The 17,202-nt window shown below is 64.8% G+C and carries 15 protein-coding genes and 1 pseudogene; 9 read left to right on the top strand and 7 right to left on the bottom strand.

Annotated elements, in window-relative coordinates:
• Nucleotides 1-11: 11 nt before the first annotated feature.
• The 4 genes from NKJ12_RS22970 to NKJ12_RS22955 all read right to left on the bottom strand — a co-directional run bounded on the left by NKJ12_RS22970 (nucleotide 12) and on the right by NKJ12_RS22955 (nucleotide 5,028).
• The gene (locus tag NKJ12_RS22970; RefSeq protein WP_254819652.1) at nucleotides 12-1,028 is read right to left on the bottom strand and encodes an ABC transporter permease; all 1,017 of its coding nucleotides are present in this window, start codon (nucleotides 1,026-1,028) and stop codon (nucleotides 12-14) included.
• Nucleotides 1,025-2,590, bottom strand: coding sequence for a sugar ABC transporter ATP-binding protein (locus tag NKJ12_RS22965; RefSeq protein WP_352507795.1), 1,566 nt, complete (start codon nucleotides 2,588-2,590; stop codon nucleotides 1,025-1,027). Before NKJ12_RS22965 ends, NKJ12_RS22970 begins: the two co-directional genes overlap by 4 nt.
• A gap of 250 nt (nucleotides 2,591-2,840) precedes the next feature.
• Nucleotides 2,841-3,791 (bottom strand): substrate-binding domain-containing protein, encoded by a 951-nt coding sequence (locus tag NKJ12_RS22960; RefSeq protein ID WP_352705295.1) that lies wholly within the window; start codon nucleotides 3,789-3,791, stop codon nucleotides 2,841-2,843.
• A 229-nt stretch (nucleotides 3,792-4,020) separates the two neighbouring features.
• A complete protein-coding gene (locus NKJ12_RS22955) occupies nucleotides 4,021-5,028 on the bottom strand; it encodes an aldo/keto reductase (protein ID WP_352705273.1) in 1,008 nt (335 codons plus the stop codon).
• A 183-nt stretch (nucleotides 5,029-5,211) separates the two neighbouring features.
• On the opposite strand from NKJ12_RS22955, the gene NKJ12_RS22950 reads away from it, so the two are divergent.
• The 6 genes and pseudogenes from NKJ12_RS22950 to NKJ12_RS22925 all read left to right on the top strand — a co-directional run bounded on the left by NKJ12_RS22950 (nucleotide 5,212) and on the right by NKJ12_RS22925 (nucleotide 11,898).
• Nucleotides 5,212-5,436, top strand: coding sequence for a hypothetical protein (locus tag NKJ12_RS22950; RefSeq protein WP_352705271.1), 225 nt, complete (start codon nucleotides 5,212-5,214; stop codon nucleotides 5,434-5,436).
• 87 nt (nucleotides 5,437-5,523) lie between these two features.
• Nucleotides 5,524-8,022 carry a DNA ligase D gene (ligD, locus tag NKJ12_RS22945; RefSeq protein ID WP_352705269.1) on the top strand — a complete coding sequence of 833 codons (2,499 nt, stop codon included), beginning with the start codon at nucleotides 5,524-5,526 and terminating at the stop codon, nucleotides 8,020-8,022.
• Nucleotides 8,023-8,253: 231 nt separating this feature from the next.
• Nucleotides 8,254-9,168 carry a non-homologous end joining protein Ku gene (ku, locus tag NKJ12_RS22940; RefSeq protein ID WP_352705267.1) on the top strand — a complete coding sequence of 305 codons (915 nt, stop codon included), beginning with the start codon at nucleotides 8,254-8,256 and terminating at the stop codon, nucleotides 9,166-9,168.
• A pseudogene (locus NKJ12_RS22935) lies at nucleotides 9,165-10,258 on the top strand (tetratricopeptide repeat protein). Before ku ends, NKJ12_RS22935 begins: the two are co-directional and overlap by 4 nt.
• A 215-nt stretch (nucleotides 10,259-10,473) precedes the next feature.
• Entirely contained in the window at nucleotides 10,474-11,118 is a 645-nt protein-coding gene (locus NKJ12_RS22930) for an alpha/beta hydrolase family protein (protein WP_352705265.1), read from the top strand.
• Between the two features lie 9 nt (nucleotides 11,119-11,127).
• A complete protein-coding gene (locus NKJ12_RS22925) occupies nucleotides 11,128-11,898 on the top strand; it encodes an exodeoxyribonuclease III (protein WP_254819644.1) in 771 nt (256 codons plus the stop codon).
• A 39-nt stretch (nucleotides 11,899-11,937) separates the two neighbouring features.
• Here NKJ12_RS22925 and NKJ12_RS22920 read toward each other — a convergent pair whose 3' ends face one another.
• On the bottom strand, nucleotides 11,938-12,402 hold the full coding sequence (locus NKJ12_RS22920; RefSeq protein ID WP_352705263.1) for a GFA family protein: 465 nt from the start codon (nucleotides 12,400-12,402) through the stop codon (nucleotides 11,938-11,940).
• 158 nt (nucleotides 12,403-12,560) lie between these two features.
• Here NKJ12_RS22920 and NKJ12_RS22915 point away from each other — a divergent pair, with 158 nt between their 5' ends.
• Entirely contained in the window at nucleotides 12,561-12,710 is a 150-nt protein-coding gene (locus NKJ12_RS22915; RefSeq protein ID WP_352705261.1) for a hypothetical protein, read from the top strand.
• A gap of 24 nt (nucleotides 12,711-12,734) precedes the next feature.
• Here NKJ12_RS22915 and NKJ12_RS22910 read toward each other — a convergent pair whose 3' ends face one another.
• Nucleotides 12,735-12,935, bottom strand: coding sequence for a tautomerase family protein (locus NKJ12_RS22910; RefSeq protein WP_254819641.1), 201 nt, complete (start codon nucleotides 12,933-12,935; stop codon nucleotides 12,735-12,737).
• A 34-nt stretch (nucleotides 12,936-12,969) separates the two neighbouring features.
• On the bottom strand, nucleotides 12,970-13,710 hold the full coding sequence (locus NKJ12_RS22905; RefSeq protein ID WP_352705259.1) for an SDR family oxidoreductase: 741 nt from the start codon (nucleotides 13,708-13,710) through the stop codon (nucleotides 12,970-12,972).
• Nucleotides 13,711-13,811: 101 nt separating this feature from the next.
• On the opposite strand from NKJ12_RS22905, the gene NKJ12_RS22900 reads away from it, so the two are divergent.
• Both NKJ12_RS22900 and NKJ12_RS22895 read left to right on the top strand, forming a co-directional pair.
• Nucleotides 13,812-14,717: a LysR family transcriptional regulator gene (locus NKJ12_RS22900; protein ID WP_352705293.1), complete on the top strand. Its 906-nt coding sequence runs from the start codon at nucleotides 13,812-13,814 to the stop codon at nucleotides 14,715-14,717.
• 848 nt (nucleotides 14,718-15,565) lie between these two features.
• Nucleotides 15,566-17,188 carry an ABC-F family ATP-binding cassette domain-containing protein gene (locus NKJ12_RS22895; protein ID WP_352705257.1) on the top strand — a complete coding sequence of 541 codons (1,623 nt, stop codon included), beginning with the start codon at nucleotides 15,566-15,568 and terminating at the stop codon, nucleotides 17,186-17,188.
• The last annotated feature ends 14 nt before the right edge of the window (nucleotides 17,189-17,202 follow it).

Genomic DNA, 17,202 nt, shown 5'->3' with positions numbered 1-17,202 from the left:
TCGCTCGGCCATCACCGCCTTACCCGCGATTTCAGCCAGCGGTCGAAGGCCACGGCGAGGATGAGGATCAGGCCGATGACGATGCTTTGCGTGTAGGACGAGACGTTGTTGAACTGCAGCCCGTTCTGCAAGACGCCGATCAGTCCTGCACCGACTACCGTGCCGCCGACGCTGCCGATGCCGCCGAACAGCGAGGTGCCGCCGATAACGACCGCCGAGATCACCGTCAGCTCGTAGCCGATGCCGGCGACGGCTTCGGAGGAGTTGAGCCGCGCCGACAAAACGAAGGCGGCAAGGCCGGCGAAGAAGCCGACGATGATGTAGACCGAGATCAGGATGCGGTCGACGCGCAGGCCGGAGAGGCGCGCGGCCTCGGCATTGCCGCCGACCGCATAGACTGCGCGACCGTAGCGTGTGTAGCGCAGCACAATGTGGCAAAGGATGGCGGCAATTGCGAAGATGATCGCCGGCACCGGTACCGGGCCGATCAGGCCGGTACCGAACCAGCGCATCGAGGCGTCGAAGCCGGAGATCGGACCGCCATTGGAGATTGTCAAGGTCAGGCCGCGAAACACGGTTAGGCCGCCGAGCGTGACGACGAAGGGCGGCACTTTCAGCCTGGTGATGGCAAAGCCCTGGACGCCGCCGGCCACGGCGCCGACGACGACGGCGGCGAGAAGGGCGGCGAACCAGCCATAGCCCTGCGTGCCCGTTGTCGACAGCGACAGCGTGTTGGCGGTGCCGCCTTTGGCCACCACCGCCGCGACCATGCCGCAGAAGGCGAGCAGCGAGCCGACCGACAGGTCGATGCCGGCGGTGAGGATGACGAAGGTCATGCCGAGCGCGATCAGGCCGGTGATCGAGATCTGGCGCATGATGTTGAACAGGTTGATCGGGTCGATGAAGCTCGGCTTCAGCACGGTGAAGACGACGATCAGCAACGCCAGGAACATCAGCGGGCCGAAGCTCATCAGCAGGCGCGCAATATTGACGCCACCGCGCTGGCTCCGTTCGGTCGTACTGGTCATTGCGTTGCTTCCTGCTTCTGGTCGAGCGCCATCAGTTCCATCAGTTTCTCCTCGGTCGCCTCGACGCCGGGCATCTCGCCGGTAATGCGCCCGCGCCGCATGGTGACGATCCTGTCCGACACTGCAAGCACCTCGGGCAGCTCCGAAGAGATCATCATGATGGCGATGCCGCGCGCGGCGAGTTCCACCAGGATCTGGTGCACTTCCGCCTTGGCGCCGACATCGACGCCGCGCGTCGGTTCATCGACGATCAGCACCTTGGGATCGCGCGCCAGCCATCGGGCAAGGATCACCTTCTGCTGGTTGCCGCCGGACAGGCCCTCGATCGCCTGTTCGGGCGAAGCCATGCGGATCGACAGCATCTTCCTGTAGTTTGCCAGCGCCTCGCGTTCGCGCCGCTCGGCCATGAAACCGACACTGGAGTAGCGGTCGAGCGCGGCGATCGAGAAATTGGTGAGGATGGCGAGTGCTGCGAAGATTGCCTGGTGCTTGCGGTCCTCCGGCACCAGGCCGATGCCAAGCTCGATGGCGTCGGCGGGTGATGCCGGCGCGATCGGCTTGCCGTCGAGCATGATGGTGCCGGCGGCAATGCGGTCGGCACCGAAGATGGCGCGGGCGAGCTCGGTGCGGCCGGAGCCGACGAGCCCGGCGACGCCGAGGATTTCGCCCGCCTTGAGGTCGAGATCGACGCCTTCGAGTACGATGGCGTGCGGCGCCTGCGGATCGCGCACCGTGCGCAGGCCGCGCACAGAGAGCCGGACGTCGCCGGCGACATCGCGCTGCGTCGGCCTGGCATAGAGCTCGGAAGCGGCACGGCCGACCATCTTCTCGATGATCTTCGGCAGCCTGATCGGCCCGCCTTCGCGGTCGAGATGGCCGGCCAGCCTGCCGTCGCGCAGCACGGTCATACGGTCGCAGATCGCCGATGCCTCCTCCAGCCGGTGGGTGACGAACATGATGGCGACGCCATCCTTGCGCAGCCGGTCCATGATCGACATCAGCCTGTGCACTTCGGTCTCGGTCAGCGCCGAGGTCGGCTCGTCCATGATGATCAAGCGGCTCTTCAGCGATAGCGCGCGGGCGATCTCGACCAGCTGCTGCTCGGCCACCGACAGTGCGGAAACCGGCGTCGCCGGGTCGAGATTGAGCCCGACGCGAGCGATGATCGTGCGGGAATCTTCCTCCATTCGCCGCCAACTGACCAGCCCGAACCGGCCGAGCGGCGCGCGGCCGATGAAGATATTCTCCGCCACGGTCAGCGTCGGGATCAGGCTCAGCTCCTGGTAGATTGTTACGATGCCGTGGCGCTTGGCATCCTGCGGATTGTGCGGGCTGAACTCGACACCGTCGAAGACGATGCGGCCGCTGGACGGCGGCATCACGCCGGACAGGATCTTGAGCAGCGTCGATTTGCCGGCTCCGTTCTCGCCGAGCAGGCCGAGGATCTCGCCGGGGCGGACTTCAAGCGAAACGTCGTTCAGCGCGGTGACGCCGGCAAAGCGCTTGGTCACGCCCTCGACGGCGAGCAGGGCGGGAGAGGGCGCAATGGCTTCGACTGGCAAAGGATGCTCCTTGAATTGCGATCCACCCGAAAGGCCAGCGGGACAGCGCCCCCCTCTGCCCTGCCGGGCATCTCCCCCTCAGGGTCCCTCAGGGGGGAGATCGGATGTCACCCAGGCTTTCGCTAGTCTCCGGCGTTGAAGAGAAGGCAACGCGTTGAAACTGCCAATCTCCCCCCTTAAGGGGGAGTGCCCGGCAGGGCAGAGGGGGGCGCGACAGAACGCTGCTTTTGGCGCTGTGCGCCCTCGGCGCCTACTTCGTCTCGCCCAGCCTCTCGGCCTTGTCGAGATTCTCCTTGCCGATGACGATCGGCGTCAAAAGCACCAGCTTTTCCTTCGGCTCGGTCTTGTCCCTGGCGTAGGCGACCGCGATCTGCACCGCAGTGCGCGATTGTTCGCCGGGGAATTGCTCGACCGTTCCGGCCAGCTTGCCGTCGCGCACGGCGACCAGCGCTTCGGGAAGCGCGTCGAAGCCGTAGATCTTGACGTCGGTGAAGTTGCGCGCCGCGCAGGCTTCAACCGCGCCAAGCGCCATGTCGTCATTGGCGCAGATGATCGCGTCGGGCTTGCCGTTGGCGGCAAGGCCGGCCTCGGTGACGGACAGCGCCTCGGCGCGGGCGAAGTTGGCGGTCTGCTCGAAGATGATCTGGTACTTGTCCTTCATCGGATCGAGGACATTGTGCACACCCTTGTTGCGGTCGATCGCCGGGCCGGCACCGGGCTGGCCCTGCAGATGGAAGATCTTGGCGCCGTTCGGGAACGCCGCCACCATGGCCTGCGCTTCGGCCTCGCCGCCTTTGACATTGTCGGCGCCGACATGGGCGAGGATGCCCTCGACGCCGTCGACGCGGCGGTCGATGGTGACGACGGGAACGCCGGCCTTGACCGCTTCTTCGATGGCTGGGGCCAGCGCGTTGACGTCGAGCGGCGAGATGACGATGGCGTTGACCTTCTGCACGAGTGCCGCCTCGATGTCGGCGGTCTGCTTGGGCGCCGAGTTCTGGCCGTCGCTCTCGATCAGGTTGACGCCCTGCGCCTGGGCTTCCGCCTTGATCTGGTTCAGCATGTGTACGAAGAACGGAAAGCCGAGGCTCGGCACCGAGCCGAGGATGGTCAGCTTGTCCTGGGCAAAAGCCAGTTGCGGAGCGGCCAGCGCCAGGGCGCCCATCGCCGCGGTCGACAGCAGGAATTCACGTCTGTTGATCAATTTAGTCTCCTCCCAGATGAGCGCACGACCCCGGAACCGGAATGGGTTTTCCGGAAGGTTCCTTGCGTCGATTCAAAAATGGAGTGTCCTTCGAGCGCCCAACTCGTGTTTGAAGGGACGCAACGGCGCTCCAGCCGGTCCACCGCGACGTTCTCCTCCGCTCGGTGCCTGCCCAAGGATGCTAGCCAAGGCCGGAGCTTTGCGCAAGAACGGGAGAAGGCAAGACCTACCGATCGATCATTACCATGGTGCGCTCGCCGTAGCGCGGACCGGCGACCTTGCCGGGCGCCAGCGCGTCGTCGAGCACCTGCATCTCGGCTGTGTCGAGCTTGATCGAAGCCGCGGCGACGTTCTCCTCGAGGTACTTTCGGCGCTTGGTGCCGGGGATCGGCACGATGTCGATGCCGAAGCCGCTCCCCTTGTGGAGCAGCCAGGCCAGAGCAATCTGGCCTGGCTTGACGCGCTTGGCCGCGGCGATGTCGAGTACCATGGCTGCCGCCTGCATGTTGGCGTCATAGTTGGCGCCCTGGTAGCGCGGGTCGCCGCGCCGGTAATCGCCCTCTGGATAGTCTTCGGCGCGCCTGACGTCGCCGGTGAGAAAGCCGCGGCCGAGCGGCGAGAACGGCACCAGGCCGATGCCGAGCTCCTTCAGCAGCGGAATGATTTCCGGTTCCAGATTGCGCTCCCATAGCGAGTATTCGCTCTGCACTGCCGACACCGGATGAACGGCATGCGCCCGGCGGATGTTGGCGGCACCGGCTTCCGACAGGCCGAAGAAGCGAACCTTGCCCTGAGCGATCAGCTCGCCGACAGCACCCGCCACATCCTCGATCGGCACCGCCGGATCGACGCGGTGCTGATAGAGGAGGTCGACATGGTCGGTGGCGAGCCTTCTCAGCGAACCTTCCAAAGCCTCGCGGATATGTTCGGGCCGGCTGTCGCGCTCGGTGCCGACTTGCTTGCCGTTTTCAATGCGGAAGCCGAATTTCGTCGCGATCGTCACCTCATCGCGCCGGCCCTTTAGCGCGCGGCCGAGCAGTTCCTCGTTGGTGAACGGCCCGTACACTTCCGCGGTGTCGAGGAAGGTGCAGCCGAGTTCGATGGCGCGGTGCAGCGTGGCGGTCGATTCCGCCTCGTCGGCCGGGCCGTAGGACTGGCTCATGCCCATGCAGCCGAGACCGATTGCCGAGACTTGCAGGCCCTGGCTGCCGAGTTTGCGCATCGTCAATGTCATGTGAAGCTCTCCGGATCAGCATCGCGTTCCAAGCCGCCAGGGCAATATAGCGCACCGGCTCGGTTTCCACAGATCGGGAGGCGCCACCGCGCGCGGCTCGCAGCGACCGCCAAATTGACAGCCGACACGCTCTCGGCCATCCTTAAGGCACGCCGCCTTGCGGCTTGTGCGTGAGTAACCAGCATGGCCAGTTCCGCTACCAGCCAAAAATCCAAGCGCGCCGCGGTGCGGAACGCGCTCGATCGCCACAAGGTGTACATCACTGCGCAGCGTTTTTCGGCCGGCAGCTACAGCGCGCGCGTGCTGGTCGACGGCGAGGCCTATTGGGTCGACGAATTCCGGCTCAGCCAGCTGCAGCAGGGCCTGTCGCCGGCCGAGCTCGAATTGACGCCGGCCACCGACGATTGAGCGGCGTGACGCCGACCTGCCCGATGCTGACAAAATGATTCAAGACATGCGCATCAAGCCGTTGTTTTTGCGCAAGAGCATGTGGCCGTGACCGCCCCGCCAAAGCTCAAGGCCTATCGCGCCAAGCGCGAGTTCACGAGGACGCCGGAACCAGCCGGCGGTCTGGTTGCCGATGAGGGCAATCGTTTCGTCGTTCACAAGCATCACGCCACCGCCGATCACTACGATCTGCGCCTGCAGGTCGGCGACGTGCTGAAGAGCTGGGCGGTGCCGCGCGGCCCGTCGCTCAATCCGGCCGATAAAAGGCTGGCGGTCGAGACCGAGGACCATCCGCTCGAATATATCGACTTCGAAGGTGTCATTCCCGAAGGCGAATATGGCGGCGGGCCGATGATCGTCTGGGACACCGGCATCTGGGCGCCGATGGACGATGTCGAGAAGAGCCTGCGCACCGGTTCCTTCAAGTTCCGCCTCGCCGGCGAAAAGCTGAATGGCGGCTGGATGCTGACGCGACTGAAACCGAAGCCCGGCGAGGATGAGGGCAAGAAGAACTGGCTGCTGTTCAAGGAGCGTGATCTGGCCGCCGACGCCAAGCTCGACATACTGGAAGCCCGGCCGGAAAGCGTCAAATCCGGACGCCGCATCGAGGAACTGGTGGCAACGCCGAAGCCGGCCGCCAAGCCTGCCAGGCCGGTGGTGCTGAAGCCAGGTGCTTTGCCGGGCGCCGTCAAGGCGCCGCCGCCTTCCCGGATCGAGCCGCAGCTGACTACGCAGGTTCCGAAGCCGCCGGGCGGCGATGACCCAGCGGCCCGAACGGGCGAAGTCTGGCTGCACGAGATCAAATTCGATGGCTACCGCACCATGGCGCATCTCGCTAACGGCGCAGTCAGGCTGATCACCCGCGCCGGCCTCGACTGGACGAAGCGTTATGGCGACCTGCCGCTTGCCTTCGCCAGGCTGCCGTGCCGCGAGGCGATCATCGACGGCGAGGTCGTCGCGCTCGACGCCAAGGGCATCAGCCGCTTTGCCCTTTTGCAAGACGCGCTGGCCGAAGGCGCCGGCAACAAGCTCCACTTCTACGCCTTCGATCTTCTGTATCTCGACGGCTGGGACCTGAGACAAGCGCCGCTCCGCCGGCGCAAGGCGCTGCTTTCGCAATTGCTGTCCGGTCTCGGCGCCAATTCGGCCATCCAGCTCAGCGATCATGTCGAAGGAGACGGCCAAGCACTTTATGACCAGGCATCCGAGATGGGGCTCGAGGGTGTCGTCTCCAAGCGCGCCACGGCAATCTACCAGAGCGGCCGTACCAAGACCTGGACCAAGACCAAGGCGCTTCAGACCGGCGACTTCGTCATCGCCGGCTACACGGTCTCCGACGCGGCCGAGGGGCTGGCCGCACTCGGCCTCGGCGAATTCGAGGATGGCGAGCTGCATTATCGCGGCAAGGTCGGCACCGGCTTCGACGCCGCCACCGCCGGCGAGTTGCTGGCGCGGCTGGAGCCGTTGCGCGCCGGGGCGTCCGCGCCGGAAGGTGTTCCGCGCGAAATCATGCGCGAGATGAACTGGGTGCGGCCGCTGCTTTCGGCGCATATCCACTACGCCAACCGGACCACCGACAATGCGCTGCGCCATGCCGTGTTCCGCGGCCTGCGCGACGTCGGCCTGTCGACGCCGGTTTCGGCCAAGCGCAAGCGGCTGATCGCCGAGGCCGACCTCGCAACCATCTGGGTGACCAACCCGACGCGGCGGCTATTCGGCAAGACCGGCCCGACCAAGCTCGACATTGCCGTCTATTACGCGCTGGTCGGCGATTTCATGCTGCCGCATATTCTCGGCCGGCCGGTGTCGCTGGTGCGCTGCCCGACCGGCAGGCCGCAGGACTGTTTCTTCCAGCGCCATGCCTTCACCGGCATGCCGTCATCCGTGGCGACCTTCGAGGCGACCAACTCCGAGGGCGAGACCAAATCCTATCTCTCGGTAGAAGACGCCAAGGGCTATCTGGCGCTGGCGCAGTTCGGCGTCGTCGAGTTCCACACCTGGGGCACCCATCGCACGCGGCTCGACAAGCCGGATTTGATCGTTTTCGATCTCGACCCGGGCGAGGGGATCGCCTGGCGCGACGTGGTGGAGGCGGCGGTGCATATTCGCAGCGAGCTCGAAGCGCTAGGGCTGGTGCCGTTCGCCAAGACCTCCGGGGGCCACGGCATCCACATCACCGTGCCGGTGACACAAAAGCAGAACTGGAAGAAACTGCATCAGGCGACCAGCGCCATCTCCACGCATCTTGCCGCCACCGCGCCCGACACTTTCACCACCACCATGGGCAAGGAGAACCGCAAGCGGCGCATCTTCATCGACTATCACCGCAATGCGCGCGGCCACACCTCGGCGGCTCCCTATTCGCTGCGCGCCCGCACCAATTTGCCGGCCTCGACACCGGTGAGCTGGAGCGACCTGGAATCCATCGACGCCCCGCAGGACCTGAATTATTCGTCACTGCCGGGCCTGCTGGCGACGTCAGGCGACCCTTGGGCCGACATGGAAGATTTCGCCCGGGATTTGCCGTTGATAGCCACCGCGAGGTAGTTCTGCGGGCCCCAGACTCCATCGACGCTCCGGAAAATTTGAATTATTCTTCGCCATGGACCTCTTGCGTGCAGGCGGCTCTCAGCGGAGGAAGATTTCGCTAGGGATTTGCCGGTATTGTAAGGGCCCGGTATTGTAAGGGCAATGTAGGATTTCGGCAGTCCCGTTCGTCCTCCGGACGAATGAACGCTGCGAACTGTTCGACAGCACAAGGCCGCGTAGGAGTATTTCATGGCGCCCAGGGCAAGTTGGAAAGGTTACCTCAAGCTCAGTCTGGTCAGCTGTCCGGTCCGGCTCTATCCGGCGACGAGCGCCAGCGAACGCATCAGCTTCAACCAGCTGCACAAGAAGACGCACAACCGCATCAACATGAAGCCGGTCGACCCCGAGCTCGGGCTGGTCGAGCGTTCGGACCTGGTCAAGGGCTACGAATACGAGGACAAGCAGTACATCATCATCGAGGACTCCGATCTCGATGCGGTGCGCATCGAATCCAACCATACGATGAACATCGAGGCTTTTGTCGACGAGCATTCGGTCGACGTCATCTATCAGGACGCGCCCTATTACCTGGCGCCGGATGGCGCAATGGCCGAGGAGACCTTTGCCGTGTTGCGCGAAGCGATGCGCAAATCGGGGAAGCTGGCGATCGCCCGCCTTGTGCTGTCCAGCCGCGAGCGCGTCGTGACGATCGGCGCGCGCGAGAACGGCATGTTCGTCTGCACCTTGAGGAATCCGAACGAAGTGCGTGGCACGGCTGAATATTTCGGCAATATCCCGGCCGGAAACCCCGATCCCGAAATGCTGCAATTGGCCGAAGCGCTGATCAAGCAGAAGGAAACCACCTTCGATCCAAAGAATTACGAGGACCGCTACGAGATCGCGCTGATGGCGATGATCCGCGAGAAGCTCAAGGGCCACAAGCCTATCATCGCGGCGGCGCCTGAGCGCGGCAATGTCATCAACCTCATGGATGCGCTGAAGGCGAGCCTGTCGCAATCGGCCAAGCCGCCGGCCAAGTCCAAGAGCAAGGCCGATGAAACGGCCAAGCCCGCGGCGAAATCCGCCAAGGCCGGCGCCGCCGCGGCCAAGGATAACCCGCTCAAGGCGAACCTTCTCAAAGCCGTCGGCAAGAGCAAGGCGTGACGGCTCTCGCCGGCACGGTCTTCGGCATCGTCGGTGCGCTGGCGGCCTTCCCGCTCAGGCTGGCGGCGCGCGAGGTCGAGCGTCGGCACGGCCAGTTGCGGCGCGGCGTCACTCGGCGCACCACACATGTCGTGTTGGGCCGCATGTTGCTCGCCAGGGCCGGCGATACCGAGATTGAACGCCGCGTCGTCACCGAGCGCGCGGCCGGGCGCAAGCTGGTCAGCGAGAACGGCTTCCTGCGCCTGCTCGGGCTGATGAAAGCGCCGGAGGCTTCGGCGCTGTCGCGGCAGTCGCTGATCGACCAGTCGCGGCTGACCGGCGCGGATCTCGACCTTTTGTCGCTGTTCGATGCCTTCGAGCATGATTGCGAACCGTATTCCTTTCGCGACCTGATCCTCGCCCGCAAATATGCCGGGCTGGTTGCCGGCGGCGCCTCGTGGGGGGCGATCGCGCGCTCTGTGCATCGCTCGGGCCCGGTCGCCTCGCTCACCGCCAAGTCGCTCGCCGTCGGCTCGCAGCATGGGAGGGCCGACGCGATCTATCTCGAGGGAGGCCAGAGCGAACTCGACGGCCAGCTGCTGTTCGATCTGGGAACGCGGGATGACGACACGCTGGAAGAGCTGTTCGCCGATGCCGAGGCGGCGGAAGAGGCTGAAGACCACGAGCAGGCGGCGGCACTCTACCAGCGCTGCCTGGCCATCGACCCGAGCGATGCCATCGCCGCCTTCAACCGCGCCAACTGCCTGCGCGCGGCCGGCCACGCGGCCGAGGCGGCGCACGACTATGCCGCGCCATCAAGTGCGACCCCGGCTTCGTAGAAGCCTGGTTCAATCTTGCCGGGCTGATGAGCGAAGAGGGGCGGGTAGCCTCGGCGCGCCGCCATTTGCTGAAGGCGATCGCACTCGATCCCAATTATGCCGACGCGGTGTTCAACCTTGCGAGGCTGGAGTTCGATGCCGGCAATTTCGCCGAGGCGCGGCGTCGCTGGGTGCGCTACCTCGAACTCGACGCCAATTCCGAATGGGCGCGTATGGCGGCCAAGGGGATACAGTTCGTGGATTTGCAGCTGGCGCGGCTGTCGGCGGGGTGAGGTAATCCAATGCCTGCGCTTGAACGCCCCCCTCTGTCCTGCCGGACATCTCCCCCTCAAGGGGGGAGATCGGCAGCTTCGGTGCCCCGCGTGCCTTTCAGCTTTAGTGGTTGGCGAAACCGGCGGCGACATCCAATCTCCCCCCTTGAGGGGGAGATGTCCGGTAGGACAGAGGGGGGTGGGACGGAGCGCGGCCTCTATAAGTGGACCGCCCCATGACCACCTTTCTCTTCGACGGCCCCGACACCGCCGCCAACACCATCCTGCTCGCGCATGGCGCAGGCGCTCCTATGGACTCGCCCTCGCTGACAGCCACGGCAAAAACGCTCGCCGCGGCCGGTTTCCGCGTCGCGCGCTTTGAATTCCACTACATGGCCGCCCGCCGCTACGGCCATCGCAAGCCGCCGCCGCGCGCCGAGACGGTTAACCCGGAATACGTCAAGGCGATCGCCGACCTCAGGGCGAAGGGCGTGGAGGGGCCGCTCATCATCGGCGGCAAGTCGATGGGCGGACGCGTCGCTTCGATGATCGCCGACGAGATGTTTTCGAAGGGCGAGATCTCGGGCCTGCTTTGCCTCGGCTATCCGTTCCATCCGCCGGACAAACCGACGCAGCTTCGGACAAAGCACCTCGCCGATCTCAAGACGCCGACATTGATCCTCCAGGGCACGCGCGACGAGTTCGGGACCAAAGACGAGGTCGCGACCTATGCTCTGTCCGAGGCGATCGAGATTCTCTGGCTGGAAGATGGCGACCATGATCTGAAGCCGCGCAAAAACATCTCCGGCTTCTCCATCGCCGATCATCTGAAGACGCTCGCTGATGCGGTGAAGGCGTGGACCGAACGCATCGTGCGCTGAAGCAGGCCGATGAAGATCGCCACCTTCAACGTCAACAACATCAACAGCCGGCTGCCGAACCTGCTCGCATGGCTGGCCGCCGCCAAACCCGACATCGCCTGCCTGCAGGAGCTCAAGGCGAGACAGACGCAGTTTCCGCGCACTGCGCTGGCGGCCGCCGGCTACGGCGCGGTTTGGGTCGGGCAGCCGACCTGGAACGGCGTCGCCATCCTTTCGCGTGGCTCAGAACCCGTTCTGACCCGCGAGGCGCTGCCCGGCGACGATAGCGATCAGCAGGCGCGCTACATCGAAGCGGCGGTCAACGGTATCGTCGTCGCCTCGCTCTACGCGCCGAACGGCAACCCGCAGCCCGGCCCGAAATTCCAGTACAAGCTGGCCTGGCACGAAAGGCTGGAGGCGCATGCGGCGCAGTTGCTCGACACCGGCCTGCCCGTGGTGCTGGCCGGCGACTACAACATCGTGCCCGAGGCGCGCGACATCTACCCGACCCGCTCCTATGACGACAACGCGCTGGTGCAGCCGGAAAGCCGCGCGTCGTTCCAGCGGCTGCTCGACCAGGGCTGGCTTGACGCGCTGCGCAAGAAGCACCCGACGGAGACGCTCTACACATTCTGGGACTATCGCCGCAATCGCTGGCCGCGCGATGCCGGCCTGCGGCTCGACCATATCTTGCTCTCGAAGAAGCTGTCGCGCCGGCTGGTCGCGGCGGGCATCGACCGCGACGTGCGTGGCGAGACCGGCGCCAGCGACCACGCGCCTGTCTGGGTGGAGTTGCGGTGAAGCACGAAGACTGGCCCCGCCTTTCCGGGCGCCAACCAGTCAGCTTGGCCGCGCCGCTTCACGGGCGAATGCTTCGATCAAAGGGGCGTATCCCTCAAGGTCGGGCTGCGTAGCAAAACTGTGGGTAGCGGCGGTCGAAGCCCAGGGCAGCCTTTCCGATGTGAAGACTTCGACGAAAGGCACATACCAATGGTGCTCGTTCAGCATGGTCGCGCGAATGTTGACGAAAAAGTCCAGGCCATGCGGACGCGTGAACATCCAGTTCTTGCAATGCGGGCAGTAGAGTTGCCGGTGCGGGCCGTGCAGGCCGCCGACCACCGGCTCGCCTTGGGTGACGGCGAAACCGTCGCTCGGCACGGCGATGGTCAAGGAATACGCGCTGGCGCTCAGTTTCTGGCAGCCGGTGCAGTGACACGCCGTCGTCAGCAAAGGCGGCGCACTTACGCGAAAGCGTATCCCGCCGCATAGGCAACCGCCGTCCCAAGGTAGCTTCCAATCGTCCATGGCTGGCCTCGCGTTAGCCTCTGCCAGCGATCTAGCGCGCGACCGCCATGCTGCAATCTCTCCCTTGACGGTCCCTCAAAGAAGGCATCGGCAGCTTAGCCGTCCCCGAACCCGCGTTCTCGCGGCCGCGGTGATCGCAAGTTGAAGCGATCACATGATTGACGAAGCTGTTCGCGCCGAACCAGCGGGTGAACTGGCATTTCGTTGCCGACATGCCGTTGCGCGTCTCGTCGCTGCGCGGCCTTGGCGCCTATTGCAACGTCTTTTCCATCGAAAGCTTCATGACGAGCTGGCGCTCGAGCGGGTGAAGGCGGTGCTTAGGGTTCAGGATTTTATCCTGCCCCAGGAATCGTGAACACCACGTCGGCGCGGCCGTAGCCGCCATCGGCGACCTCCTCGATCAGCACCATGGTGTAGGGGCGCACGCCTTCGCCGAACATTTCGACGAACAGGGCTGTGGTCTTGTGGACGAGGTCCTCCTTCTGTTCGGCGGACAGCGCGCGCTCAGGCACCTTGAAGTTTGCAAACGGCATGATGTCGATTCCCTGTTGGTTGTTGGAGATAAAGTCAGACCGTGCCGCCATTGGCGCGCAGCACCTGGCCGTTGACCCAGCCGCTGTCCGGTCCGGCCAGGAAGGACACCACGCTGGCGATGTCGGCGGGCTGGCCGAGCCGCCCCAGCGGGATCATCCTGGTGATCGTTTCGACCAGTGCCTCAGATTTGCCGCCGAGGAACAGCTCGGTGGCCACCGGCCCCGGCGCCACGACATTGACTGTGATGCCGCGCGGCCCGAGTTCCTTGGCCAGCACATGCGTCATCGCCTCGACGCCGGCCTTGGTGGCAGCGTAAACGCCGTAGGTCGGCTGGTAGAGCCCGACCACGCTGGACGAGAAGCTGACGATGCGGCCGCCGTCGCGCAGCCTTCTTGCGGCCTCGCGCATGCCGCGGAAGACGCCACCGAGGTTCACCGCGACCTGCTGCTCGAAACCGGTGTCGTCCATCTGCGCGATCGGCGCGAGCTTCATGATGCCGGCGTTGTTGACCAGCACGTCGAGGCCGCCAAACGCCTGCTCGGCTGCGTCGAACAGATGCGCCACGCCTTTGGGATCGCCGACATCGGCCTGAACGGCGATCGCCGTGCCGCCCGCCGCTTCGATCCCGCGCACCACGCTTTCGGCTGCTTCGGCGCCCCTGGCATAGTTGACGACGACCGAAAAGCCGTCGTGTGCCAGCCTTCTGGCAATTTCGGCGCCAATACCCTTCGAGGCGCCGGTTACCAGCGCCGCCTTTCCATTCCGCGTAGTCATGTCCGCTCTCCAATTCTTGTCGGCTGAAAAATAGGCGATAAATCCTGCGGGATAATCGCTCGGGACTTGCCAACACCATTCGGATATGGCGAACAATGGCGATGGACAGTCTCGACCGAATGCGCCTGCTTGCCCGTGTGATCGAGCGCGGCAGCTTCACCGCGGCCGCCGCCGATCTGTCGATGTCGCGATCGAGCGCTACCGAGGCGATCAAGGACCTCGAGGCGCGGCTGGGGGTGAGGCTGCTCGAACGCACCACGCGCCATGTCAGGCCGACATTGGACGGCCAGGCCTATTACCAGCGCTGCCTCGCCATCCTTGCCGATGTCGAAGATGCCGAGGCCGGCTTTCAATCGGCGCAGCCGCAGGGCCTTTTGAGGATCGACGTGCACGGCTTCATGGCCCGCCATTTCATCCTGCCGCGGCTCACCGAATTCCTCGACCGCTACCCCGGGATCGACCTGCATATCGGCGACGGCGACCGGCTGGTCGATCTGGTGCGCGAGGGCATCGACTGCGTGCTGCGTTCCGGCGAACAGGCCGACAGCGGTATGATCGTGCGGCGGGTGGCAACATTGCGCGAAGTCACCTGTGCCAGCCCCGCCTATCTCGAAAAGCACGGCATGCCGGCAACCCCCGACGATCTCGAAGGCCATCTGATGGTCGGCTTCCGCTCGTCGCGCACCGGCGAGGTCATGCCGCTCGAATTCACCGTTGGCGGCGCGTTGCGCTATGTCACGCTGCCGAACCGGGTGACGGTCAACGGCTCCGACACGATGGCGGAGCTGGCGCGTCTCGGCTTCGGCCTGGTGCAGGCGCCGCATTACCGCTTCGCCGGGGATTTCGCACGCGGCACGCTTGTCGAAGTGCTGCCGGATTACCCGCCGTCGCCGACACCGCTGTCGGCGCTCTACCCACAGAACCGCCAGCTCGCGCCACGGGTACGCGTGTTCATCGACTGGGTGACCGGGATTTTTGGCGAGGGTGGGACATCGGGCCGGGTGTGATCGTGCACTCGGGCCGCCGGCTACTTTGCGAAGGGCGATCGGACGAGATAAACATCGCGCTTGGGTTTAGTGACAAGATCGGGACCGGGACCAAGACCAAAACCAAAACCAGCGCAAAGTCCATGTCAACGGCGAGCCTGTCATTATGCATCGGAGCGGCATCGGAGCGGCGCGCGCTTCACCGGTAGTGTCCTTGTGCCGGCCGGTGCGACTTGAGGACAGGCGCGCCGCCGGCGCCTATGAGGTGACGGGATCGGGTGAGTGGTCCTGCTGCAACCAACAGTGTTGAAGGAATGCAGTAGCCAATAGGGAAGCTCCAGTGAGAAGATTCCGTGTAGTCGGCGCGATTATGCTCGCAACCTACGGCGCCTCGCACGCCCAGACTGTGGACGAAGGCATCCACCGCGACGCGCATGGGCCGTCGACGATGTGCGGTTTCCACGGTGCTGACGCATTGGATTTGGTCGAGCAACTGAGGGCGTCTCCCGCGTTGCGTTGGGTTGCTGCCTCATCCCGCTTCGAACTGTTCGTTTCTGCTGACGGGCTGACACAGTGGAGTTTCACAAGGCCCACCGAACAAGCGTATCCCGCCATAACCTGCAATCGCCTCAGCAGGGACCGGCAGGGCAGTTGGTACCAAACACGGACTATGCGATGCGAAGCGGGTCGCCGGGCATGCGATGGGCTCTTTGCCGAGTTCCAGCAACTGGACGAGCGATTCCGGCGGGCGATGCAACGATAGGGTTCAGACAATTTGGCGCGGGGCGCCTCACCACTTGCGGGCTTCCGCCGGCGCGGCCTATCGCGTATGGGCGCGGGAACTCTCCTTTGGCCTTTCCTGGAAAACCATGATTCGTCTCGAAAGCATCAGCAAGCAGAACGGCCGGCAGATCGTCTTCATCGAAGCCTCCGCCGCGTTGCAGAAGGGCGAGAAGGTCGGGCTGGTCGGGCCTAACGGCGCCGGCAAGACAACGCTGTTTCGCATGATCAACGGCGAGGAGCAGCCTGACGAGGGCCAGATCTCGGTCGATCGCGGCGTCACCATAGGCTATTTCAGCCAGGATGTCGGCGATATGTCCCGCCGCAGTGCCGTTGCCGAAGTGATGGACGGCGCCGGGCCGGTCAGCGAAGTGGCGGCCGAGATGCGCGAGCTCGAGCACGCGATGGGCGACCCCGATCGCGCCGGTGAAATGGACGAGATCATCGCCCGTTACGGGGAGGCACAGCACCGTTTCGAGGAGCTCGACGGTTACGCGCTGGATGGGCGTGCTCGGGAGGTGCTGGACGGCCTTGGCTTCAGCCAGGAGATGATGGACGGCGACGTCGGCAAGCTGTCCGGCGGCTGGAAAATGCGCGTGGCACTGGCCAGGATCCTTTTGATGCGGCCCGACGCCATGCTGCTCGACGAGCCGAGCAACCATCTCGACCTCGAAAGCCTGATCTGGCTGGAGCAGTTCCTGAAGAACTACGACGGCGCGCTGCTGATGACCTCGCACGACCGCGAGTTCATGAACCGCATCGTCAACAAGGTGGTCGAGATCGATGGCGGCTCGCTGACCGCTTACTCCGGCAACTACGAATTCTACCAGCAGCAGCGGGCGATCGCCGACCGGCAGCAGCAGGCGCAGTTCGAGCGTCAGCAGGCGATGCTGGCCAAGGAGATCGCCTTCATCGAGCGCTTCAAGGCGCGTGCCTCGCATGCCGCGCAGGTGCAGAGCCGGGTGAAGAAGCTGGACAAGATCGACCGGGTCGAGCCGCCCAAGCGCCGCCAGAAGGTATCGTTCGACTTTCAGCCGGCGCCGCGCTGCGGCGAGGACGTGGTGACGCTGAAGAACGTGCACAAGGGCTATGACAGCCGCTTGATCTACGCGGGATTGGATTTTCAGGTGCGCCGCCGCGAGCGCTGGTGCGTGATGGGCATCAACGGCGCCGGCAAGTCGACGCTGTTGAAGCTGGTCGCCGGCGCTTCCGAGCCGGACAATGGCACGGTGGCGCGCGGGCCCAGCGTCAAGATGGGCTATTTCGCCCAGCACGCCATGGAAGTGCTGGAGGGCGAGCGCACCGTGTTCCAGACGCTGGAAGATGCATTTCCGCAGGCCGGCCAGGCGCCGCTCAGGGCGCTGGCCGGCTGCTTCGGCTTTTCCGGCGACGAGATCGAGAAGAAGTGCCGCGTGCTGTCGGGCGGCGAGAAGGCGCGGCTGGTGATGGCGCTGATGCTGTTCGATCCGCCCAATCTGCTGGTGCTGGACGAGCCGACCAACCACCTCGACATCGCCACCAAGGAAATGCTGATCACGGCACTGTCGCAGTACGAGGGAACCATGCTGTTCGTCTCGCATGACCGCCATTTCCTGGCGGCGCTGTCGAACCGGGTGCTGGAACTGACGCCCGAGGGCATCCACACCTATGGCGGCGGCTATACCGAATATGTCGAGCGCACCGGGCAGGAGGCGCCGGGGTTGCGGAGCTGAGGCGCGCACCCAGC

Source organism: Mesorhizobium sp. M0195, assembly GCF_040322115.1.
GTDB lineage: Bacteria > Pseudomonadota > Alphaproteobacteria > Rhizobiales > Rhizobiaceae > Mesorhizobium.
The sequence above is the reverse complement of the archived record's forward strand: the minus strand, read 5'-3'. Positions and strand labels throughout refer to the sequence as shown.

Excerpts from the sequence above, each read along its gene's own strand:
- NKJ12_RS22970 (WP_254819652.1), bottom strand. The coding sequence starts at position 1,028 with ATGACCAGTACGACCGAACGGAGCCAGCGCGGTGGCGTCAATATTGCG.
- NKJ12_RS22955 (WP_352705273.1), bottom strand. The coding sequence starts at position 5,028 with ATGACATTGACGATGCGCAAACTCGGCAGCCAGGGCCTGCAAGTCTCG.
- NKJ12_RS22950 (WP_352705271.1), top strand. The coding sequence starts at position 5,212 with ATGGCCAGTTCCGCTACCAGCCAAAAATCCAAGCGCGCCGCGGTGCGG.
- ku (WP_352705267.1), top strand. The coding sequence starts at position 8,254 with ATGGCGCCCAGGGCAAGTTGGAAAGGTTACCTCAAGCTCAGTCTGGTC.
- NKJ12_RS22930 (WP_352705265.1), top strand. The coding sequence starts at position 10,474 with ATGACCACCTTTCTCTTCGACGGCCCCGACACCGCCGCCAACACCATC.
- NKJ12_RS22925 (WP_254819644.1), top strand. The coding sequence starts at position 11,128 with ATGAAGATCGCCACCTTCAACGTCAACAACATCAACAGCCGGCTGCCG.
- NKJ12_RS22920 (WP_352705263.1), bottom strand. The coding sequence starts at position 12,402 with ATGGACGATTGGAAGCTACCTTGGGACGGCGGTTGCCTATGCGGCGGG.
- NKJ12_RS22910 (WP_254819641.1), bottom strand. The coding sequence starts at position 12,935 with ATGCCGTTTGCAAACTTCAAGGTGCCTGAGCGCGCGCTGTCCGCCGAA.
- NKJ12_RS22905 (WP_352705259.1), bottom strand. The coding sequence starts at position 13,710 with ATGACTACGCGGAATGGAAAGGCGGCGCTGGTAACCGGCGCCTCGAAG.
- NKJ12_RS22900 (WP_352705293.1), top strand. The coding sequence starts at position 13,812 with ATGGACAGTCTCGACCGAATGCGCCTGCTTGCCCGTGTGATCGAGCGC.
- NKJ12_RS22895 (WP_352705257.1), top strand. The coding sequence starts at position 15,566 with ATGATTCGTCTCGAAAGCATCAGCAAGCAGAACGGCCGGCAGATCGTC.